Annotated in this window: 20 protein-coding genes; 13 read left to right on the forward strand and 7 right to left on the reverse strand. The window is 59.9% G+C overall.

Going from position 1 to position 20,200, the window contains the following annotated elements:
• Positions 1-34: 34 nt before the first annotated feature.
• Positions 35-2,284 carry a TonB-dependent hemoglobin/transferrin/lactoferrin family receptor gene (locus AC25BC_RS15575; RefSeq protein WP_017994841.1) on the reverse strand — a complete coding sequence of 750 codons (2,250 nt, stop codon included), beginning with the start codon at positions 2,282-2,284 and terminating at the stop codon, positions 35-37.
• 209 nt (positions 2,285-2,493) lie between these two features.
• On the opposite strand from AC25BC_RS15575, the gene AC25BC_RS15580 reads away from it, so the two are divergent.
• From AC25BC_RS15580 to AC25BC_RS15590, 3 genes are all read left to right on the forward strand, one after another.
• Positions 2,494-3,504: an extensin-like domain-containing protein gene (locus AC25BC_RS15580; protein ID WP_017994842.1), complete on the forward strand. Its 1,011-nt coding sequence runs from the start codon at positions 2,494-2,496 to the stop codon at positions 3,502-3,504.
• An 84-nt stretch (positions 3,505-3,588) separates the two neighbouring features.
• Entirely contained in the window at positions 3,589-3,834 is a 246-nt protein-coding gene (locus tag AC25BC_RS15585; protein WP_017994843.1) for a CopG family ribbon-helix-helix protein, read from the forward strand.
• On the forward strand, positions 3,831-4,121 hold the full coding sequence (locus AC25BC_RS15590) for a type II toxin-antitoxin system RelE/ParE family toxin (protein ID WP_012758494.1): 291 nt from the start codon (positions 3,831-3,833) through the stop codon (positions 4,119-4,121). Before AC25BC_RS15585 ends, AC25BC_RS15590 begins: the two co-directional genes overlap by 4 nt.
• Positions 4,122-4,129: 8 nt before the next feature.
• Here AC25BC_RS15590 and AC25BC_RS15595 read toward each other — a convergent pair whose 3' ends face one another.
• Entirely contained in the window at positions 4,130-5,809 is a 1,680-nt protein-coding gene (locus AC25BC_RS15595; RefSeq protein WP_012758495.1) for a formate--tetrahydrofolate ligase, read from the reverse strand.
• Positions 5,810-5,968: 159 nt separating this feature from the next.
• On the opposite strand from AC25BC_RS15595, the gene AC25BC_RS15600 reads away from it, so the two are divergent.
• Positions 5,969-6,499, forward strand: a complete 531-nt coding sequence (locus AC25BC_RS15600; RefSeq protein ID WP_012758496.1) for a TIGR00645 family protein — start codon at positions 5,969-5,971, stop codon at positions 6,497-6,499.
• Positions 6,500-6,581: 82 nt separating this feature from the next.
• Here AC25BC_RS15600 and AC25BC_RS15605 read toward each other — a convergent pair whose 3' ends face one another.
• Complete coding sequence (locus AC25BC_RS15605) at positions 6,582-7,955, reverse strand: hypothetical protein (protein ID WP_244432226.1); 1,374 nt, start codon at positions 7,953-7,955, stop codon at positions 6,582-6,584.
• 181 nt (positions 7,956-8,136) lie between these two features.
• On the opposite strand from AC25BC_RS15605, the gene AC25BC_RS15610 reads away from it, so the two are divergent.
• The 3 genes from AC25BC_RS15610 to AC25BC_RS15620 all read left to right on the forward strand — a co-directional run bounded on the left by AC25BC_RS15610 (position 8,137) and on the right by AC25BC_RS15620 (position 9,993).
• The gene (locus AC25BC_RS15610; RefSeq protein WP_244432227.1) at positions 8,137-8,307 is read left to right on the forward strand and encodes a hypothetical protein; all 171 of its coding nucleotides are present in this window, start codon (positions 8,137-8,139) and stop codon (positions 8,305-8,307) included.
• A gap of 452 nt (positions 8,308-8,759) precedes the next feature.
• Positions 8,760-9,485 carry a helix-turn-helix transcriptional regulator gene (locus AC25BC_RS15615; protein WP_012758498.1) on the forward strand — a complete coding sequence of 242 codons (726 nt, stop codon included), beginning with the start codon at positions 8,760-8,762 and terminating at the stop codon, positions 9,483-9,485.
• 46 nt (positions 9,486-9,531) lie between these two features.
• Entirely contained in the window at positions 9,532-9,993 is a 462-nt protein-coding gene (locus AC25BC_RS15620) for a PAS domain-containing protein (protein ID WP_128438227.1), read from the forward strand.
• Positions 9,994-10,004: 11 nt separating this feature from the next.
• Here the strand turns inward: AC25BC_RS15620 and AC25BC_RS15625 are convergent, their stop codons facing one another.
• The 3 genes from AC25BC_RS15625 to AC25BC_RS15635 form a co-directional block, all read right to left on the reverse strand.
• Positions 10,005-11,135, reverse strand: coding sequence for a DUF2333 family protein (locus AC25BC_RS15625; protein ID WP_012758500.1), 1,131 nt, complete (start codon positions 11,133-11,135; stop codon positions 10,005-10,007).
• 148 nt (positions 11,136-11,283) lie between these two features.
• On the reverse strand, positions 11,284-12,357 hold the full coding sequence (locus AC25BC_RS15630) for a hypothetical protein (protein ID WP_012758501.1): 1,074 nt from the start codon (positions 12,355-12,357) through the stop codon (positions 11,284-11,286).
• A 76-nt stretch (positions 12,358-12,433) separates the two neighbouring features.
• Complete coding sequence (locus AC25BC_RS15635; protein WP_012758502.1) at positions 12,434-13,036, reverse strand: thymidine kinase; 603 nt, start codon at positions 13,034-13,036, stop codon at positions 12,434-12,436.
• Between the two features lie 236 nt (positions 13,037-13,272).
• Here AC25BC_RS15635 and AC25BC_RS15640 point away from each other — a divergent pair, with 236 nt between their 5' ends.
• The 6 genes from AC25BC_RS15640 (at position 13,273) to aptA (ending at position 19,091) form a co-directional block, all read left to right on the forward strand.
• Positions 13,273-14,229: a choline ABC transporter substrate-binding protein gene (locus tag AC25BC_RS15640; RefSeq protein ID WP_012758503.1), complete on the forward strand. Its 957-nt coding sequence runs from the start codon at positions 13,273-13,275 to the stop codon at positions 14,227-14,229.
• A gap of 72 nt (positions 14,230-14,301) precedes the next feature.
• Positions 14,302-15,147 (forward strand): choline ABC transporter permease subunit, encoded by an 846-nt coding sequence (gene choW / locus AC25BC_RS15645; RefSeq protein ID WP_017994845.1) that lies wholly within the window; start codon positions 14,302-14,304, stop codon positions 15,145-15,147.
• Positions 15,144-16,196, forward strand: coding sequence for a choline ABC transporter ATP-binding protein (choV, locus tag AC25BC_RS15650; protein WP_012758505.1), 1,053 nt, complete (start codon positions 15,144-15,146; stop codon positions 16,194-16,196). Before choW ends, choV begins: the two co-directional genes overlap by 4 nt.
• Before the next feature lie 31 nt (positions 16,197-16,227).
• Positions 16,228-16,977: a HugZ family pyridoxamine 5'-phosphate oxidase gene (locus AC25BC_RS15655; RefSeq protein WP_012758506.1), complete on the forward strand. Its 750-nt coding sequence runs from the start codon at positions 16,228-16,230 to the stop codon at positions 16,975-16,977.
• A 115-nt stretch (positions 16,978-17,092) separates the two neighbouring features.
• Entirely contained in the window at positions 17,093-17,410 is a 318-nt protein-coding gene (locus tag AC25BC_RS15660; RefSeq protein WP_012758507.1) for an ArsR/SmtB family transcription factor, read from the forward strand.
• A gap of 355 nt (positions 17,411-17,765) precedes the next feature.
• Positions 17,766-19,091, forward strand: coding sequence for an omega-aminotransferase AptA (gene aptA, locus AC25BC_RS15665; protein WP_012758508.1), 1,326 nt, complete (start codon positions 17,766-17,768; stop codon positions 19,089-19,091).
• Between the two features lie 186 nt (positions 19,092-19,277).
• Here aptA and AC25BC_RS15670 read toward each other — a convergent pair whose 3' ends face one another.
• Positions 19,278-20,192: an HD-GYP domain-containing protein gene (locus AC25BC_RS15670; RefSeq protein WP_012758509.1), complete on the reverse strand. Its 915-nt coding sequence runs from the start codon at positions 20,190-20,192 to the stop codon at positions 19,278-19,280.
• Positions 20,193-20,200 lie beyond the last annotated feature (8 nt).

Consider the following 20,200-nt stretch of genomic DNA (forward strand, 5'->3'; position numbering starts at 1 on the left):
CGCCACTCCCCCAGCCATGAAGGCGTGATCGCGATCAGAAAGTCTTGGTCAGCGAGATCTTGAAGGTGCGTCCGGGCTCGGAATACCAATCGCGCGGCTGCGACGCCGTCGAGATCAGGTTGACATCGCGCACGGCGAGCGCGTTGAAATATTCCTGGTCGAAGATGTTGTAGACACCTGCCTGCACGCGCAGGCCCGGCACCTGGTCCGGCGTCCACCAGCCGGTCAGGTCGACGATCGCGTAGCCCGGCGCATCGAAGGTCGTGTCGGTGGTGTTGGTGACGGGCGTATCGAGATGATCGGTAAGCATGCCCGCCGAAAGCGTCGAAGAAAGATCGAAGCCGAAAGTCTCGTTGCTCCAGCCGCCGCCGACTATCGCCTTGAACGGTGCCACCGATCGCAGGCGCTGGGCAGTTTCCTCGTTCCTGCCATAGGCATAGGCAAGTGACGTATGGAGATTGATGCCGTTGTTGAATGTCTTGGCGGCGCTGGCTTCAATACCCGAGATCGTTGCCGCAGATACGTTCGTGTAGTTGAATTCCGTAAAGCCGGTCGCGTCGACGCTCGTCACCGTCTCGATAAAATTCTGGTAGCGGGTGTGGAAGGCCGCAACCCGACCGGTAAAATCGCCCGTGTCAAAATTAGCGCCGATTTCGACGCCGCGGCCGATTTCGGGTTGCAGATCGGGATTGCCGAGCTGGGCATAGCGGCCCGTCGGGTTGTAGAAGCGGCTGTAGAGTTCGTCCACGGTGGGTGCGCGGAAGCCGACTGCCAGCTGCAGGTAGAGCTGCACGTCGGGCGTCAAGTCGTATGTCGCAAGAATCTTCGGTGACAGGCCGGCTTCCGTTCGGTCGCTCAGGTCCCCGAAACGAGCAAGGCCGGTATTGCTTGCGAAACTCCCGCCGGTCGAGGGATTGTAGTTGAACCAGTCAAAGCGGAAGCCGGGTGTCAGCGCGAAGCCGGTATTGCCGATTTCGATCTTGTCTTCGACAACAAGCCCAAGATTCTGGCTGTCGACATTGGGCACTTCCGCCTGATTGTTCAGCGACGGGCAGGTCGTCGGTGTGGGGCAAAGGGCCCAGCTATACTGGCTCCAGCTGGAAACGCCGACGTCGAGGCCAATGCGAACGGAGTGGCTGAGACCGGAATACTCAAAATCCTTCGTTGCAGTGCCGCTGAAGCCCCAGGTTTCGTTTTCAATCTCGTTGTTACGGCCATAGGCCACATTCGCCGCGGTACGCCCCTTGCTGCCGGATTCCTTCTTCAAGTCCTGCCAATAGAGCGTGGCGCGCGCACTGCTGAAGAACGCATCGGAAGACTGCGCTTCATAGTCATAATCGAGCGACACACGATCACGATCACGCAGTTCGCGACCGTCGTAATTGTCGATCATATAAGTGCGTCCGGTACCTTGCTGTTCACGCAGATCAGTCTGCAGGTCACGCCTGAAACGCTCGGCAGTCAGACCGATGCGGTGGCCACCCTCCAGCTCCTGACGCAGCTTGAAGAGCAGATTATGCTGATCGAAATCAGCTGGATCCGCCTCGGTGCGGAAACGACCATAGCTGTCATTGTCGCCCATGTTGTCGCGTTCATGCCCCTTGCGGTAGCCACCCTGAAACAGGATCGACGTACCGCCGATCTTCTTGGCGGCAGCGGCTGAGCCGGAAATGCTGCGGTCTTCGCTGTCATAGGTCGACTTGACGATCGCACCCCAGTCGCGGCCTTCAGGAATGAGATCCTCCGGCTCCAGCGTATTGAGAACGATGGCGCCGCCGAGCATGCCGGAACCACCCTTGCTCGAATCCGCGCCGCGCACGATATCGAGCGAGGACAGCGAATCGAAATCGAACGTATCGCCACCGCCATTGGCATTGCTGAGGGCGAAAGCGCCCTGGCGCGAGCTGTTCGAAATATAGGGAATTGGAATGCCGTCGACGGTGGTCAGGATGCGAGCGCCCGAAAGGCCACGCAGGTTGAAGCCTGCGTCACCACGCGAATAATTTACGCCTGCATCGACGCTGCGGCCGATATCGTCAAAATTGGTGACCTGCTTTTCTTCGAGCTGCTTGGCAGTGATCTCGGTGGCCAGCGGCGTGTCGGCGACGCTGCCCGGCGCCACGCGTTTGCCCTTGACGACGATCTTCTGCAGGACGGTGCTTTCCTCCGTCGCGGCTTGCGGCGCTGTTGCCGGAGCGCTTTGCGCGAAAGACTGCGAAACAGGAAGAACAACTGTGGCTGCCGTGCAGACCAATAGAACCGAGCGCCAATGCCGGACGATCATAACCTACCCTCTCATGATGATTACCGGGCTGGCTGGTCGTGGCGCGTCGAACGCTCGAGGGGCTGGCTGGGCTTTTACGGATGAAGACGAAGTAAAATTCCGCCTTCTTTTCGCCGCATAAAAAACATGAGCAGCATTGTCAACATAAGTCATCATTTTATGTTGAATAAATATATCAAGTTTTAGCGATCTTCAATGACGTTGCACAATTGCAACGAAAAACGCCCTCATGCGTTGTCTTCAGCCACGGATACGAGGAATCGGACGCGTTGAGAAAACTTTCGACATTGGCGATCCTTTTCGCCGCTACCGCCTTTCTTGCCGGCGCTCGCCTGCCCCCGCAAGGCCCGATGCCCGAACCTCGGCCAGATGCCGGACAGCCGACCAGCCCCACCTCCCCTTCCTCGGAAAAGACGGAACCGCCCGCGCCCGGAGAGGTCCCGGCCCCTCAGCCGAAACCCGACGTCAAGGACCCGGAGGCACCGGCATCGAGCCCGCCAGCGCCGCAGGCCGCACCGTCAGAGCCCGGGCCGACAGAACCGATGCAAGGTCCGCCGCGGCCGCCGGGCAGCCCCGAAAGCTCACAGCCGCCGACGGAAGAAGGTAAGCCGCCCGGCGAGCAGACACTTGAAGAGCAACACCTGACGATCGAACCGGAAAGCGATGCCGAGCATGCCGAATGCACGGCCGCCCTTCAGTCCCTGGGCGTCGTCTTCAAGGACACGCCGCGCATCGATGACGGTAACGGCTGCGGCATCGACAAGCCGATCATCGTCTCTGAAGCCCTGCCCGGCATCAAGCTGAAGCCGGAGGCGACGATTCGCTGTCCGGCAGCGCTTGCCCTTGCTCGCTGGATGAAGGACAGCGTCATCCCGGCGGCTTCCGCCGCCCTACCGGAGCAGGGCCGCATCACCACCGTCAACCAGGCAACGTCCTATATGTGCCGCCTGCGTAACAGTGCCGGAACCGGCAAGATCTCCGAGCATGCCCGCGGCAACGCCATCGATATTGCGAGCTTCCATTTCGAAAAGGGTGAAGATGTCGCCGTCCGCTCCCGTCGCGAGGATTCTACGCTGACCGGCGCCTTCCAGCGCACCGTCAGCGCCGCCGGCTGCCTCTACTTCACCACCGTCCTCGATCCGGAAAGCGACGCCGCCCACGAAACCCATTTCCATCTAGACGTCATCGAGAGGAAGGGTGGCTATCGTTATTGCCATTAGTCACTTCAAAGAGTTGCGATTCCCGCTTGAATCGGGTCATCCAACCACTAAACTTCGGCACGAAGAACCGGCGGAGTGCCTACCATGACCTTGTTGAGCTTCCAGATGAAAGACTCCACAGTTTCCCGTCTGGATCGCCTGGCCGAAAGGCGAAAGCTTTCGTCGGCCGAGATCGCAGCCGTGGCGATCGAAGAATTCATCGAACGGGAGGAATGGCAACTCTCGGAGATCGAGGCTGCCGTTCGCGAAGCCGACCAAAGCGACTTCGCCTCCGATGAGGATGTCGCTACAGTCCTGTCAAAATATATTGGTAGCCCTTCTGGAAAATGAGCCTGCGCATCAAATGGACCCGCAGAGCGCTTGCCCGCCTTGATCATATCGGCGCTTACATCGCCCGTCACCATCAAGGTGCCGCAGCGAGGGTCATCGTCCGTATCCAATCCATCGTGGAGACGATGCCGGATTATCCGTTGGTGGGAAAAGTCAGTCGCGTCGCGGGAACAAGGGAAGTGGTGCTGAGCGACATTCCCTATATTGTCGCATGTCGCGCTAGAGAAAACGAAATTGAAATTCTAACCATCTTGCATACATCTCAACGATGGCCGAAGAGCTTCTGAAGCCGGCTCTAAAACAACCCCTCGATATAGCCCTGGTCGTTCAGGAAAATCCGTTCCGCCGACGGTGATTTCGGCAGGCCCGGCATCGTCATGATCTCGCCGGTGATGGCGACGACGAAGCCCGCTCCCGCCGAAAGCCGCACCTCTCGCACGGTGACGATGTGGCCTTCCGGCGCGCCGCGCAGGTTCGGATCGGTGGAGAAGGAATATTGCGTCTTCGCCATGCAGATCGGCAGCTTGCCGTAACCTTGCTCCTCCCATGTCTGCAACTGGTCGCGCACCGCCTTGTCGGCCGTCACTTCACCGGCATGGTAGATCTTCGAGGCGACGATCTCGATCTTCTCGAACAGCGAAATGTCGTCGCCATAGAGCGGCTGGAATTTCGCCTGCCCGGATTCGGCCAGTTCCACCACCTTGTGCGCCAGTTCCTCGATGCCGGCCGAACCCAGCGCCCAGTGGCGGCAGAGGATCGCCTCGGCGCCAAGCCTCGAGACAAATTCCTTGACTGCCGCGATCTCGGCGTCGGTATCCGAGACGAAATGGTTGATCGCCACGACGACGGGCACCCGGAAACGACGCACATTGGCAACGTGCCGGCCAAGATTGGCGCAGCCCTTCTTCAGCGCCTCGACATCCTCCGTGCCGAGATCTTCCTTCTTCACCCCGCCATTCATCTTCAGCGCCCGGACGGTCGCGACGATCACCGCCGCATCCGGCTTCAGCCCGGCCTTGCGGCACTTGATGTCGAAGAATTTCTCGGCCCCGAGATCGGCGCCGAAGCCCGCTTCGGTCACCACATAGTCGCCAAGCTTCAGCGCCGTCTTCGTCGCCGTCACCGAGTTGCAGCCATGGGCGATGTTGGCGAAGGGGCCGCCATGCACGAAGGCCGGATTGTTCTCTAGCGTCTGCACGAGGTTCGGCTGCATCGCATCTTTCAACAGCACCGCCATTGCGCCGTCGGCTTTCAGGTCTCGCGCTTGCACCGCCGTCCTGTCGAAACGATAGCCGATGATGATGTCGCCAAGCCGCCGCTCCAGATCCTTGAGGTCGGTGGCAAGGCAGAGGATCGCCATCACCTCGGAGGCGACGGTGATGTCGAACCCGCCCTGGCGCGGGAAACCGTTGGCGACGCCGCCGAGCGATGAGACCATGCTTCTGAGCGCCCGGTCGTTCATGTCCATGACCCGCCGCCAAGTGATGCGGCGGATGTCGATATTCTCTTCGTTGCCCCAGTAGATGTGGTTGTCGATCATCGCCGCCAGCAGATTGTGCGCCGATGTGATCGCATGGAAATCGCCGGTGAAATGCAGGTTGATGTCTTCCATCGGCACGACCTGTGCATAACCGCCGCCGGCCGCCCCGCCCTTGACGCCGAAGCAGGGGCCGAGCGAGGCCTCGCGGATGCAGACAACGGCTTTCTTGCCGATCCGGTTCAGCCCGTCGCCGAGCCCGACGGTGGTGGTCGTCTTGCCCTCGCCCGCCGGCGTCGGGTTGATCGCGGTGACGAGGATCAGCTTGCCATCCTTCTTGCCTGCTTGCGCAGCAATGAACTCGGCGCTGACCTTCGCTTTGTCATGACCATAGGGAACGAGCTGCTCGACCGGAATGCCGAGTTTCGCCCCGATTTCGAAGATCGGCTTTTTGGCCGCGGCGCGTGCGATTTCGATATCGGATTTGATGGATGGCATGGATGTTCCCCCGTCCGACCTCCGCGGGCGCGGAGCCGTTATTTTTCTCTTCATCGAGATAACGAAATATCGGCGGGGTGTGAATAGCCCCACGCCTTGCGGCCGCCACGCTGGGCGTTTATGTGGCGGACGACAATTGCGGTTTAACAGGCTGAAAACATGAAATCACTGGAACTCATCATCGAGCGCATCATCCTGTCGAGCCGCTGGATCCTCGTCGTCTTCTATATCGGCCTAGTAGCAGCACTCGCCGTCTATGCCGTTTCCTTCGCCTACAAGTTCCTGAAGATCGCCTCCGGCGTCTTCGAGCTTGACGAGGCGGAGATGATCCTTGCCATGCTCGGTTTGATCGACGCTGCCCTCGTTGCCAGCCTGATCGTCATGGTCATGATCTCGGGTTACGAGAATTTCGTCAGCCGCTTCGACGAGGCCAGCGAGGCCGACAACGAGGTCTCCTTCCTTGGCAAGCTCGATTCGGGCAGCTTGAAAATCAAGGTCGCCTCCTCGATCGTCGCCATCTCCTCCATCCACCTGCTGCAGGTCTTCCTCAATGCCGACAAATATGCGGACGGCAAGATCATGTGGCTGACCCTCATGCACCTCGCCTTCGTCGCCTCCGCCGTCATGCTCGGTTTCCTGGAGAAGCTGATGAGCGTCACGTCGAAAAATGATCTGAAGGATAAGGACTGACAGGCGTCACGAGGCGCCTTCGGAGCTTCAACAAGCAGCAGCCCGACGAAAACGCCGAGCTATGCTCTTTCGAGTCCTGAGATCAATTGACCGAAGCAGCAACAGGAACGATCTCTGCCTCAGCTTTTCTCGGGCATCGAAGGCTTTCCTTCGCCTCCGGCCCACAGACATGCAAGCCGGGCTCTTCATCATAGGGGATGATACCATTGATGATGCCAAGCTTGAGGGCCTCAGAAGGAAGTATGATACTTCCTCGCTCAGTTGAAGTAGCGGGCATCATCGTCTCGTATGTCTCGGCGCTCACGCCCATCTCGTCGAAATAAGCTAAAAATCTCGTATATTCAGCCGTCGTGGGCCTGACGATGCCGATTGCCGAATATCCGACCATCCGCGGCGTTCCGCTCATCAGGACAAGAGCGCAGCTCGAAAGACAGTACGCACGGCCGGCAAAGACTTCGCCCTCGGTCGGTCCGCTTTTGGCGATGCTGGCTTTGCAACGTGGATCCAGCTTTGGACAATTCGGCAACTGCGTTCTGCCAATCGAGGTTTCCTGACCTGCAGCGCGGATCATGCGCCCCATCACGAAAGCCGCATCCGTGTCCCCGCCATTAGATTGAAGGACGATCGGCAGCTTTCGTTCGCCGAGCGTCGTCAACATCGCCTTCAGCCGAGCCGGCGTATCCGGTGTGATGTCTCCGTCCGCAGAAATCCACTGCGTGCACTCTTCCTGGCAATTGCCATTGGACATCAGGAGGAAGTCCATCGGCCTGGTTTTGGGCAGTTTCTCGCTTGTCTCTGCAGCCGCTTCCTGTACGGGTGCCTCGGATACCGGCGTCTTAGATACAGGCGCCTCAGCCGCCACAGGCGCTTCGGCTGCCGGATGGCTGTGACAGACAGCCTCGGCCGCTGCATCCGGCGCGCAGAGCGGCATGCCGGGCCACTCATTGTAGGACAGCATGTCCGTAATGAGACCTATTCGAAGTGCCTCTGCAGCCGGTACGATATTGATGTTGTCAGGCGTAGCGCTCATCATCAGACCGACCACGTCTTCGCTGACGCCCATTTCCTTCAAATAGGCCGTCAAGGCAGCAGTAGCCTTCTTTCCAAGTTTGGTGGAACTGCTCTGCCCCGCCACCTTGCGTCCGACCTCCTTGCGGGAGATCTCCTTTTTCTTGCCGTTCACGATCTTGTATTCGATGCGATAGGAAACTCGCACCTTGTTGTAGACAGTCGTGATCTGGTGGACACCGATCAAGGCCCATTGCGACGAGACACGCGACGTACCGCCGACGAATGCCAGCGGACAAGCAGAAAAGCAGTATGCACCGGACGAATAGGTATAACCGACCGCGCTACCGTCCTTGGCAACAGCGGCTTGGCAGCGCGTATCCCCAACCGGGCAATCTTTGAGCCGCGTGCCGCCGACCGCCGTTTCCAGCCCGGCCTTGCGGATCATCCGGCCCATCGCATAGGCGGCATCGACGTCGCCGCCTTCCGAACGAAAAACGACAGGCAGTTTACGGCCGCCGATCTTCTTGAGGATCTTTCTGAGCCGCGCGGGTGTATCCGACGTTATCCGCCCCTCCGCCGATATCCATTCCGGACAGTTTTCCTGGCAGAGGAGACTGCGCACGAGGATGAAATTCATCGGGGGATGCGGCGCTGGCTTCTTTTCCTCGGCAGCCTGCGAGGTTGCCGCTCCGATCGGCAAGGTCAAAAGGAGAAAAACAAGTAACAATCTGGAAAATAGACACTTCACCAGAAAGGAAACTGCAAAGCGCACGATTAAATTGCCTCAGTTGTACTGAGCATAGGCTTAGCAAGTGGATTGACTGCCAGCAAGCCGGATTTCGCCGCCTGCTGCGGTCCTCTTATCTTTGTTCTCTCATCGCAATCCGGCTGAGATGGCGTCCCGCTGCGGCCGTGTTCGCGCAGATCACCCGCGCCGCCGCCAAGCGTTGCAGGTAGGCCGCCCCACCGCCTTTGCGCCGGTGCCGGAGAGATCCGAGCTCTTCCCCGAAACTCTCCCAAGTGATTCTCCCCTGCCCGGCTGCGCGAGACCGTTGCGATGCCGCCATGAGGGAACTCAACGATACCGCAACGCTATGTTTGCAACTCGAAACTCAACCGAAGCGCGAGCTACTGTGGCTAATTTTTCACAATTTGAATGAATCGGCTTGCGTTAGGTCAATTGGGGCTAGCATCCCGCAGATTTTCTGTATTTGATAGCGGTAACATTGGGGCTGCCGGGGGCGTACAAATGTCTTACATGACTACCTCTGAAAGACAGTCATTGCTTTCGGCAGAGCTTGCGACCGCACGAACGCGCAGCCTGTTTGCGCAGGCGCTCGGCAGGGTCTCCACAGCCTTCGGATTGTCGCATGCGACGCTAATGCACGCTCCCTCCCCCGAAGACCTCCTCCTGAAACCCCTGCTGATTGAGAGCTCGCTTCCTGTCGCCTATGTCAGGGATTTCGACCGCGCCCACATGATGCGCGGCTGCCCTTTCGGCGTAAGGCTGAGGCAGTCTGCTGTGCCGCCGGCATGGCACCTCAACGACGCCTCCAATGGTCAGGCTTTCCCCGCCGAACTTCGTGCCCTGATGCTGCGCCATGCCATACCGGCAGGCGTTGCCATGCCGACCATTGCAGCCGACGGCCAGCGCCTGGTCTTTTGGTTCTGCGGCGAGCGCGCCGCACTTGGCCAGAGTGAGACCAACGAGCTGGCAATGATCATTCTCCATGCACTTGATGCATACAATGCAGTCAAACGTAACGAGGAATGCGCGCATAACGCGCTATCAACCAGAGAACTAGAAGTTGTTCGCTGGACTGCCCAGGGCAAGACCTCGATCGAAATCGGTCAGATCCTCACGCTCTCGGACCATACGGTGAACGCCTATATGACGAACGCGATCAAAAAACTCGATTGCGTCAACCGGACCCAGTTGGTAGCTAAGGCCATTCGATTGAAGCTGATCAACTGAGGAATCAGAAGAGAGTCGGCACGTCGTCCCATGATCTGGGGGAATCGTGCCTCTTCACTTCGAACAGCCCGTCATTGACAAGACAGAACAATCCCGCGCCCACATCGGCATCACCGATGCGGAAGTCGTCTGGATGCTTGCTGCCTATCGTCTTTTCGGCTTCTGGCGCATCGATATCGAGACAGGACATTTCTTTGCAAGCGAGGATGTCCACGCGATCTTCGGCCTCCCCTATAGCGACGGCCCCGTCAACCTGACAGAGCTGATGTCGCGCATCCATGAGGAGGACCGCAGTCTGATCGCTCAGACCTTCGAAGAGGCGAGCCTTCACGGCGTCGGCTTCCATTTCGTCTATCGTGTCGACAACCGGCTTGGCGGCCACAAGCTGGTGCGCAGCGTCGGCCGCTTCCGAAACGATGAAAGCGGCGGCGGCATCGTCGGCATCACCTATGAATTCGTCGAGAAACTGCGCGTCGTCGGCTTCGAGGACAACACGATACCCCGTTGACTCCAGACGTTTTAGCGGTCGAGCACCGAGCGGATCTCGACGAGGTTCGAGCGCACCCTCAGAATATAGAAGCCCATGGTGGCGAGATGGCTCGGCATGATCCAGCCATCCTCGCGACCGTTCGAGATGATCGCCGGCTGGATGCGCAGGGCGGCCTGGAACTGCCGCGTCGTGCTGCCCCAGATCGCGCCGAGATTGCGTTCTTGCACCACCTGTGAGAAGTCGGCCTGCGCGGCGGTAAGGATGGCGTAGTAAGCATAGAGCTGGCCATAGGCGAACCAGAACCGGTCGTCGGCGCGGGTGTCGAACCAACCGCGATTGTGGTTTTCCGAGCGCTCGGCGAGCATGTCGGAGGTGCCGCCGAGATCGTTGGCAATGCGGTCGATGAACTGCATGAGGTTATCGGCGCGGCCGTCGAAAACGACATTGCAGAGGGCGAGATCGGTGTTGAACTTGCGCAGGCTGCCGACCGCGGAGCGGTAATAGGAAGGCGTTGGCGTCTTCGGCCCGAAGGGATTGAGCCCGAAATACCAGCTGTTTTCGTCGAACTGCAGATTGCCGCGCGCGCTCTGCAGGTCATTGTTGATGCCCGACGTGCCGCGCACGCGCCCAAGCGTATCGACAAGCTCCGCCGAAGTCCGTCGGACCGCCTGGTTGACGCCGCGCTGGAACGACGCCTTGTTGTCGAGAAAGGGCGTGTGATCCCAGTCGATGCCGAAGAAGCCCATCTTGTAGAGCAGCATGGAGGAGATCCATGCGTTCTGGTTGACATTGAAATCGGTCAGATCGGCCGCGACGTCAACGATCGCCGAGCGTTGGCAGGTCTTCGGCGCCGTCGCATTGGCGCCCTCGGCGACCGGCACTTCCTGTCCGGCGGCAACCTTGCGTTCGGAAAGCCGGTACTGATCGACAAAGGCGGTGTTGAAATTCGACCAGACCTGCGTCTGCCAGAAGAAATAACCATAGAGCACGACCAGCAGCGCCACGAACGCGATGACCGGCAGCCGGATCATCCAGCTCCGGCGCTGATACCAGCCGTGTGCGGCAAGAAAGGGCCAGAAGGCCCAGGCGGAAAACAGGCGGGCCCAACGGCCGATCGTCTGGCCGATCAGCCTGAAAAAACCGGCTATCCGGTCAAGCATCGTCGTCTCCTGTCAGGCGAGGCGAACATCGGGACATTGCCGTCCCGCTGCATCCCACATATGCGCTCGATGGGCCGAGCACAACACGAACCCTTCGATTTTCCAGAATGAAAGCATTGGGAGAGGGGTATTGCCCGCGCCCTGCTGGTCAGGAGCGCAGGAAAGGCCGGCTGAAACGGAAGGACCTGCGCGCCGTATCGATCAGAGGCGCTCCCGAGGTTTCCGGCGGCGGATCGGCATAGGTCGGGAACCTTCTAGCGAATTCGAGATCGGCACGGCTCTTGCGCCGCTCCAGATCCTGGGCGACCAGCATGCCCTTCTCGAACAGCCTGATCGGCGCAGCGATATCGGGGAACAATTCCGGCTTGATCCTCACCTTCATGCCCGGCCGGTCGGTATCGACCTGCGCCTGGTAGATGATCAGCCGCTCCTCCACGTCGATCAACAGCTTGCGCAACAGCGCGTTGCAGGCGGCGATCCGGCCGTTCAGCGAATCGACATAGGTCTGGAACAGGCCGATGAAGCGCTCACGCCGCTGGCTGTCGTCGCGCATCTCGTGCTCCCCGGCGGAAATCCGCTCGGCCTCCGCCTTCAGCGCCCGCCGTTCCGCCTCCATCTGCTCCCAATGCGCCCTGTTGCCATAGACGCCGATACGGCCCTGCGTCGTCAGCGCCTTGGCATTGAGCTCCTTCATCTTGAGGCGGGCGATATCGATGGAAACGACCAGCCGGCGCCGCTGCTCGACGATATCGACAAGGCTGAGTTCGGCTGCCTTGTGCCGTTCGGTAAGCGCGGCGCGCTGACTGGCGATCAGCCTGGCGAGCGCGTCCGATTTCGTCAAAAGATCGAGCAGCCGCTCGATGACGGGCGCCTCGCGCACGCGTTCGGTGTACATGCGCCACATCCGCTGGCGCGACACCCAGCCGGCCATCTTCTCACGTAGCGTCAGCCCCCGGAAACTGTCGAGATCGGCAGAAACCTCGGCCGTCAGCCGGTCGAGGCAAAAGACCAGCTCGGCCAGTTGGGCGTCGAGCGCCGCAGCATCGGCGATATGGGCCTGGAAGCGGGCATTCTGCTCGAGGAAGACCTCGTCGGCTGATCGTGTTTCGTCGCCGCTGAAGGCGCTGATCGCAGCCACGCAATAGGCCCCCTCGGCCGCAATCCTCTCGGCGAGGCTGCCTGCGGCTTCATACTGGCTGTCGAATGACGGGGGTTTGCGCACCTGATCTCTCCAGGGAATCTCCTGCCCCCAAGCTAGTCGCTTGCGGCGCCAAAGAAAACAGGCAGCATCGCCGGCTTTAGACCGGCTCGGCGATCCAGGCACCGTTCATCGCGTCGTCCCAGTGCCTGCGGCAGAGCGAGACATATTTCTCATTGCCGCCGACATCGATCTGCGCGCCTTCGTGCAATACTTTTCCTTTCGCGTCGAGCCGCACAACCATCGTCGCCTTGCGCCCGCAATGGCAGATCGTGCGCACCTCGCGCATTTCGTCGGCGATCGCCAGCAGTTCCTGCGAGGCCGGAAACAGCTTGCCCTGGAAATCGGTTCTCAGCCCGTAGACCATCACAGGGATACCGAGCCTGTCGACGACGCGGGCAAGCTGCCAGACATGGACAGGCGTCATGAAATGCGCCTCGTCGACGAAGATGCAGGAAATCGGCGCTCCGTCTCCGCTCAGCGTCGCGACCAACCGAAACAGATCTTCATGCGGCTCGAAGGGAATGGCGCTCGCCTCCAAGCCGATCCGCGAGCCGATGACGCCTCGGCCGGCGCGCTCGTCGAAGGCGGCGATCAGCTGCACCGTGCGCATGCCGCGCTCCTGGTAATTATAGGAGGCCTGCAGCAGCATCGTCGACTTGCCGGCGTTCATCGTCGAGTAGTTGAAATAGAGTTTTGCCATCCGATTTCTCCTTGATCGGCTTATTGAAAGCTTGGAATGGCAAAGAAAAGCCCTGAGGGAGCGATAATCACAGGAATCCGGCTCGAAAACCGCCGAAAGCCCCGGAAACAAGGCATTGCGAAAAAATCCGCGGACGTCGCAATCGCATGGGTCGATACGGCGCAAACGCACTGAGGTCGCTTGTCAAACTCGGTTATTGATGGTTGGCTTGGGAACTTAAAGACTGGGAGTCTAAAATGAAAACAACAAGCACGTTCAAACTCGTTACCGCAACTGCCGTCGCCGCCCTCTCCGTTGCGACCGCCGCCTTCGCCGCCGATCCCGACAGCTGCTCCACCGTTCATTTCTCGGACGTCGGCTGGACGGATATCACCGCCACCACCGCCACCGCATCCATCGTCCTGAAGAGCATCGGCTATCAGACCGACGTCAAGGTTCTCTCCGTGCCGGTCACCTACACCTCGCTGAAGAACAAGGACATCGACGTCTTCCTCGGCAACTGGATGGAGACGCAGGAGAAGGACGTTCGTCCCTATCTCGACGACAAGTCGGTCGAATCCTTCGGCCCGAACCTGGTCGGCGCCAAGTACACGCTCGCCACCAACGCCAAGGGTGCGGAACTCGGCATCAAGGACTTCAAGGATATCGCCGCCCACAAGGACGATCTCGACGGCAAGATCTACGGCATCGAGCCCGGCAATGACGGCAACCGCCTCGTCATGGACATGATCGAGAAGAACGAGTTCGACTTGAAGGATATGGAAGTCGTCGAATCCTCCGAACAGGGCATGCTCGCCCAGGTCGCGCGTGCCGACAAGTCAGGCAAGCCCGTTGTTTTCCTCGGCTGGGAGCCCCACCCGATGAACACCAACTTCAAGCTGACCTACCTCACAGGCGGGGACAAAGTGTTCGGCCCCGACTTCGGCGGCGCCAAGGTCTTCACCAACGTGCGTGCCGGTTATCTCGACGAATGCCCGAATGTCGGCATGATGTTGAAGAACCTGAAATTCTCCCTCGACATGGAGAACCAGATCATGGGCAAGATCCTCAACGACGGCAAGGAGCCGGAGGCTGCAGCTTCCGAATGGCTGAAGGCGAACCCCGCAGCGCTCGAACCCTGGCTCGCGGGCGTCAAAACCCGCGACGGCAGCGGCGAGGCTCTCGCGGCCGCCAAGACCGGCCTCGGCCTCTGATAATACGAACGGGGCGGCTCGCCGCCCCGCTTCATTTTTGTCCGATTGTTGTTTTTCTGGATGGGCGCACCCTTGAATTGGATCACCGAATTTAAGATTCCCGTTGGCCCCTGGGCCAAATCCTTCGTGGACTGGCTGACCTCGAACGGCGAGTGGTTCTTCAACCAGATCGCCTTCCTGCTGTCGAGCGCTATAGATGGCCTGCTCTTCGTGCTGCAGAAGCCCCATCCGCTGATCGTCATCGCGGCCATTACCGCCATCGCCTTTTGGCTGCGCCGGTCGATCGCAGTCGCCGTCTTCACCTGTCTCGGGCTGCTGCTGATCGTCAACCAGGACTATTGGAAGGAAACGACGGAGACTCTCGCCCTCGTGCTCGCCGCCACCTTCGTCTGTATGGTGATCGGCATTCCGCTCGGCATTGCCGCCGCCCGCCGCCCTTGGGTCTATGCTGCCATGCGCCCGATACTCGATCTCATGCAGACCATACCAACATTCGTCTATCTGATCCCGGCGCTCATCCTGTTCGGCCTCGGCATGGTGCCGGGCCTGATCGCCACCGTCATCTTCGCGATCCCCGCCCCGATCCGGCTGACGCGCCTCGGTATCATCTCGACGCCGCCGTCCCTCGTCGAAGCCGCCGTCGCTTTTGGAGCGACGCCGATACAGGTCTTGCGCAAAATCGAGCTTCCCTTCGCCACGCCGCAGATCATGGCGGGTCTCACCCAGACCATCATGCTATCGCTGTCGATGGTCGTCATCGCCGCCCTTGTCGGCGCTCCCGGGCTTGGTGTGCCCGTCGTCCGTGCGCTGAACACCGTCAATATCGCCAAGGGCTTCGAGGCGGGCTTCTGCATCGTCATCCTGGCAATCATTCTCGACCGGATGTTCCGCACGGCGGGTGAAGGAGGCGCTGCATGACCGCGGTAAGCTTTAACAATGTCAGCATCATCTTCGGCGATCGGCCGGAAACCGCGCTTGCCATGGTCGATCAGGGCAAATCGCGCGACGAAATCGGCGCCGCGACCGGCTTGGTGCTCGGCGTCGCCGATGCTTCGTTGACGATCGAGGAAGGCGAGATTCTGGTGCTGATGGGCCTTTCCGGCTCCGGCAAGTCGACGCTGCTGCGCGCCGTCAACGGGCTCGCTCCCGTGGTGCGTGGCGATGTCGCCGTCTCCACGACCACCGGCCCCGTCAACCCTTACAGATGCAATGCCAAGGCTCTGCGCGATCTGCGCACGCACACCGTCTCCATGGTGTTCCAGCAGTTCGCCCTTTTGCCTTGGCGCACCGTCGCCGACAATGTCGGCTTCGGCCTCGAACTCGCCGGCATGCCGGAAGCCGAACGCAAGCTCCGCGTCGGCGAGCAGCTTGAACTGGTCAACCTGACAAAATGGGCAGGCCGCAAGGTCAACGAGCTTTCGGGCGGCATGCAGCAGCGTGTCGGCCTTGCACGCGCCTTTGCCACCGGCGCCCCGATCCTGCTCATGGACGAGCCGTTCTCGGCGCTCGACCCATTGATCCGCACCCGTTTGCAGGACGAGCTCCTGGAGTTCCAGCGGCGGCTAAAGAAGACCATCCTCTTCGTCAGCCACGATCTCGACGAGGCCTTCCGCATCGGCAATCGCATCGCCATCATGGAGAGCGGCCGCATCATCCAGTGTGGGACGCCGCACGACATCGTCAAGAACCCCGCAGACCAGTATGTCGCCGACTTCGTGCAGAACCTCAATCCGATCAACATGCTGACGGCGGCCGACGTCATGCAGCCAGGCCTCGGTCAGACTGCCGCCGGCATGAGCGTCAGCGCCACGGCCCGCGCCGCGACCCCGCTCATCGATATCCTCGATGCCCTTGCCCGCCAACCGGGCAGTATCGGCATCGTCGAAAACGGCGCGATCGTCGGCACCATCTCGGCTCAGGATATCGTTGCCGGCCTCACCCGCCATCGCCGCAAGGAGGAAGCTTGATGTTTTCCATCCGCTTTGTCACAAGGCGGATATGAAAGATCAGCCCTCGCCCTTACGCGAAACCGACGACGATGCCCGCAAGCTTGCCCGCGTGCTTCTGCGCTCCGCACGATACGCGGCGATTGCCGTTCTCGACCCAGAGACCGGCTTTCCCTTCGCCAGCCGCGTGCTCGTCGCCACCGATATCGACGGCACCCCCGTTATCCTGGTTTCGCAGCTGTCGGCCCATACCAGGGCGCTCGCCAGCGACCCGCGCGCCTCGCTCCTGACTGGCGAGCCCGGCAAGGGCGATCCCCTCGCCTATCCTCGTCTGACGACCCAGTGCAGAGCAGAATCCGTCGAGCGCAGCAATCCATGCTACGCGCGGATCCACATGCGTTTTCTCGCTCGCCACACTAAGGCGAAGCTTTATATCGACTTTCCTGATTTCCTATTCTTCCGTCTCAAGCCTGAGCAGGCCAGCCTCAATGGCGGCTTCGGCCGCGCCTACCAGCTGGATGGGAACGATCTCGTAATCCAGTCGGCCGCGAATGAGGCGATTGCCGTCGGGGCGGCAGAAGCAGTGCGAGATTTAGTAGAACGCCACCCCGACGTCGAGGAAAGCCTCGCTATCAGGCTAAAGGCGCCGGAATCCGGCTCTTGGCGCATTTGTGGTATCGATTCCTCAGGTTTCGACATGATTTCCGGCGATTTGCTGCTGCGATACGAGTTCGAAACCCTCGCTGTGGATACCGATCACATTTGTTCAAACATGTCTAAAATAGCATACTCGATACCTTAAATTTAGGTATATACAATCTTCGAGCCCAGTTGCTAGTTTTTGGTGTCAGTCAAAATCCCGGCTGGCGGCCTGCGCCAACACGCTTGATGTACGTTTTGCATTAGGAAGATAACATATGGAAACCTCTGATTTGGCCGACCACACGAGCGTGGCGGCAGCTTTATTGTCGGCCATGGCAAACCCGAAGAGATTGCTGATCCTGTGTAGCCTCGTGAAGGGCGAAGTGGCCGTCGGCGTGCTTGCGACGCAGGTCGGGCTCAGCCAGTCGGCTCTCTCTCAGCACCTGTCGAAACTGCGCGCTCAAAAGCTGGTCAAGACCCGCAGAGACGCACAGACCATTTATTATTCGAGCACCTCCGAGCCAGTCATGAAGATCCTGGCAACGCTCGAAGACATTTACCTCGTGCAGAACCGGAATAGATCCGCCGCCTGATGATAGCGCTGACATGAATGTCGGCCGATGCCGCGCTGCAAGGGGATGTTCCCGGAGGCTTGGCAGCGATATTTCAGCACCTGAACCTTATGGCACGACCGGCAAATTTGCGATTTGCCGGTCGTGCCTTTGAAGGCCTGGCCTTTCTGCTCCTTTCGCCGCAGGCAAGGAACTGCAGCCCGACCGCGCTGAAGCGCTCGCCCCGTGATCGATCGAAGCAGCTTGAGCCTCCTGTCAGGGGAGCTTTCGGGACTTTTCCCGTTGACGCCTTGGGAAGCCCTGATAATTTGACCGGGCAGTAAAAATATGGGCGTAAGGCCCCCGGGAAAGGGCCGTCAGCGGCCAGGAGAACAGCATGTCCAATCGCCTCAACGCACCAAACGATCTTCGCGCCTTCTGGATGCCGTTTACGGCAAATCGCCAGTTCAAGAAGGAGCCGCGTTTGTTCGTCGGCGCCAAGGACATGTACTACACGACCCATGACGGCCGTCAGGTGCTGGACGGCACGGCCGGCCTTTGGTGCGTCAATGCCGGCCACTGCCGCCCGAAGATCACCGAGGCGATCCGCGAGCAGGCCGGCGAGCTCGATTACGCGCCGGCCTTCCAGCTCGGCCATCCCAAGGCCTTCGAACTAGCAAACCGCCTGGTCGACATCGCCCCGGAAGGCCTGAACCACGTTCTTTATACCAACTCCGGTTCCGAATCCGTCGAGACCGCGCTCAAGGTTGCGCTCGCCTATCATCGCGTGAAGGGCAATGGATCACGCTTCCGCCTGATCGGCCGCGAGCGCGGCTATCACGGCGTTAATTTCGGCGGCATCTCCGTAGGCGGCATCGTCACCAACCGCAAGATGTTCGGCACGCTTCTGACCGGCGTTGATCACATGCCGCACACCCACCAGCCCGGCAAGAACAACTTCACCCGCGGCGAGCCCGAGCATGGCGGCGACATCGCCACCGAACTCGAGCGTATCGTCACCCTGCATGACGCTTCCACCGTCGCCGCCGTCATCGTCGAGCCGGTGGCGGGCTCCACCGGCGTCTTGATCCCGCCGAAGGGCTACCTGCAGAAGCTGCGCGAGATCTGCACCAAACACGGCATCCTTCTGATCTTCGACGAGGTCATTACCGGCTTCGGCCGCCTCGGCGCCCCCTTTGCCGCGCAATATTACGACGTCAAGCCTGACATGATCACTGCCGCCAAAGGACTGACCAATGGCGTCATCCCGATGGGCGCCGTCTTCGTCACCTCCGAGATTCATGATGCCTTCATGAACGGCCCGGAGCATATGATCGAGTTCTTCCACGGCTACACCTATTCCGGCAACCCGATCGCCTCCGCCGCGGCCCTCGCCACGCTCGACACCTACAAGGAGGAGGGCCTGCTGACACGCGCCGCCGAGCTTTCCGACTACTGGGCCGACGCGCTGCATTCGCTGAAGGACTGCCCCAATGTCATCGACATCAGGAACACCGGCCTGATCGGCGCGATCGAACTCGACCCGATCGCCGGCGAGCCCACCAAGCGCGCCTTCACCGCTTTCCTGAAAGCCTATGAAAGCGGCCTGCTGATCCGCACCACCGGCGATATCATCGCACTCTCCCCGCCGCTGATCATCGAGAAGCACCACATCGACGAGCTCTTCGGCAAGCTGCGGGCCATCCTGCAGAACAACATTTGAGAAAGCTCTGAAGTCTTCAGGCATCATGGCCTGCGGCGGACCGCCTGCATAATTCCTCAAATCGGAACCGATTTAAGGAGAAAATTATGCGGCAATTCAAAGTGTTACAGCGTCCTTTTCGCGTCTGAAAAGACGCGCGGCGCTGTAAATCCATCCAGGCCCTTTTGTTGGGAAGACCGATAGGCCTCAGCTCACGGCGGCGACGGAAAGGCAGAGGGCGAATTTCTTCACCAGCCGGCGATCGAATTGCCCTTCGCTGCCAAGCATCCACTTCAGTGCTTGGCTCGCGCTCCATGGCGCCTTGTACGGCCGCACGGAGGTCACGGCGTCATAGACGTCGCAAATCGCAGCAAGACGGGCATGGAAGCTGACCTGCGTCTCGGAAAGCCTGCGAGGATAGCCCTTGCCGTCGATACGTTCATGATGGTTGAGGCATACGTCGAGTACGATCTCCGACATGCCTTCCTGGCGTGACAGGATTGCATGCCCCTTTTCGGGGTGATCGCGGATCATCTTGATCTCGTCCTCGTCAAGACGCCCTTCCTTGTTGAGTATCTCAAGCGGAATTTCGAGCTTGCCGACGTCGTGCAGCAATCCTGCTGTGCCGAGCGTCTGCACTGTAGCCTCGTCAAGTCCGAGATGACGGCCGAAAAGGATCATCAGCGCACTCACCGAAAGGGAATGCAGAAACGTCACTTCGTCCTTGGATTTCAGACGCGTAACGCTGAGAAAGACAGTGGGATTGTCATCCATCGACTTGGAGACTGAGGAAATCACCGGCGCCACCTGATCGACGCTGATCCCATCGCCATGCTGGAGCCGGCCGAAAACGCTTTCCAGTACCTGCACGGATTTCTGGATGGTCTCGCGTGCCGCCTGGGTGTCGATCTCGATATTGCCGCCTGGCAGGCCGTCAATGTCCAGGCCTCTGCTGGTGTTGATGATAACACCTTCAATACCGCTCTTGCGAAGTTTCAGGGCATCGGCTTCACGCCGCAGCAGAAATCTTCGCTTGGACAGAAAAGGATCCTGCCATGCACCCTCGATCGCCTCCACAAACATTCCGTTGCGCACCCGCCTGGCTTCGATACGCTTGAGCATCCAGATCT

The organism is Rhizobium sp. WSM409, from assembly GCF_057653825.1.

What these genes read in the sequence shown, in the direction of transcription:
- AC25BC_RS15595 (WP_012758495.1), bottom strand. Translation starts at nt 5,809, where the DNA reads ATGCCATCCATCAAATCCGATATCGAAATCGCACGCGCCGCGGCCAAA.
- AC25BC_RS15600 (WP_012758496.1), top strand. Translation starts at nt 5,969, where the DNA reads ATGAAATCACTGGAACTCATCATCGAGCGCATCATCCTGTCGAGCCGC.
- AC25BC_RS15625 (WP_012758500.1), bottom strand. Translation starts at nt 11,135, where the DNA reads ATGCTTGACCGGATAGCCGGTTTTTTCAGGCTGATCGGCCAGACGATC.
- AC25BC_RS15575 (WP_017994841.1), bottom strand. Translation starts at nt 2,284, where the DNA reads ATGATCGTCCGGCATTGGCGCTCGGTTCTATTGGTCTGCACGGCAGCC.
- aptA (WP_012758508.1), top strand. Translation starts at nt 17,766, where the DNA reads ATGTCCAATCGCCTCAACGCACCAAACGATCTTCGCGCCTTCTGGATG.
- AC25BC_RS15610 (WP_244432227.1), top strand. Translation starts at nt 8,137, where the DNA reads ATGAAATTCATCGGGGGATGCGGCGCTGGCTTCTTTTCCTCGGCAGCC.
- AC25BC_RS15655 (WP_012758506.1), top strand. Translation starts at nt 16,228, where the DNA reads ATGAAAGATCAGCCCTCGCCCTTACGCGAAACCGACGACGATGCCCGC.
- choV (WP_012758505.1), top strand. Translation starts at nt 15,144, where the DNA reads ATGACCGCGGTAAGCTTTAACAATGTCAGCATCATCTTCGGCGATCGG.
- AC25BC_RS15615 (WP_012758498.1), top strand. Translation starts at nt 8,760, where the DNA reads ATGTCTTACATGACTACCTCTGAAAGACAGTCATTGCTTTCGGCAGAG.
- AC25BC_RS15590 (WP_012758494.1), top strand. Translation starts at nt 3,831, where the DNA reads ATGAGCCTGCGCATCAAATGGACCCGCAGAGCGCTTGCCCGCCTTGAT.
- AC25BC_RS15585 (WP_017994843.1), top strand. Translation starts at nt 3,589, where the DNA reads ATGACCTTGTTGAGCTTCCAGATGAAAGACTCCACAGTTTCCCGTCTG.
- AC25BC_RS15605 (WP_244432226.1), bottom strand. Translation starts at nt 7,955, where the DNA reads ATGATCCGCAAGGCCGGGCTGGAAACGGCGGTCGGCGGCACGCGGCTC.
- AC25BC_RS15635 (WP_012758502.1), bottom strand. Translation starts at nt 13,036, where the DNA reads ATGGCAAAACTCTATTTCAACTACTCGACGATGAACGCCGGCAAGTCG.
- AC25BC_RS15670 (WP_012758509.1), bottom strand. Translation starts at nt 20,192, where the DNA reads ATGCTCAAGCGTATCGAAGCCAGGCGGGTGCGCAACGGAATGTTTGTG.
- AC25BC_RS15660 (WP_012758507.1), top strand. Translation starts at nt 17,093, where the DNA reads ATGGAAACCTCTGATTTGGCCGACCACACGAGCGTGGCGGCAGCTTTA.
- AC25BC_RS15640 (WP_012758503.1), top strand. Translation starts at nt 13,273, where the DNA reads ATGAAAACAACAAGCACGTTCAAACTCGTTACCGCAACTGCCGTCGCC.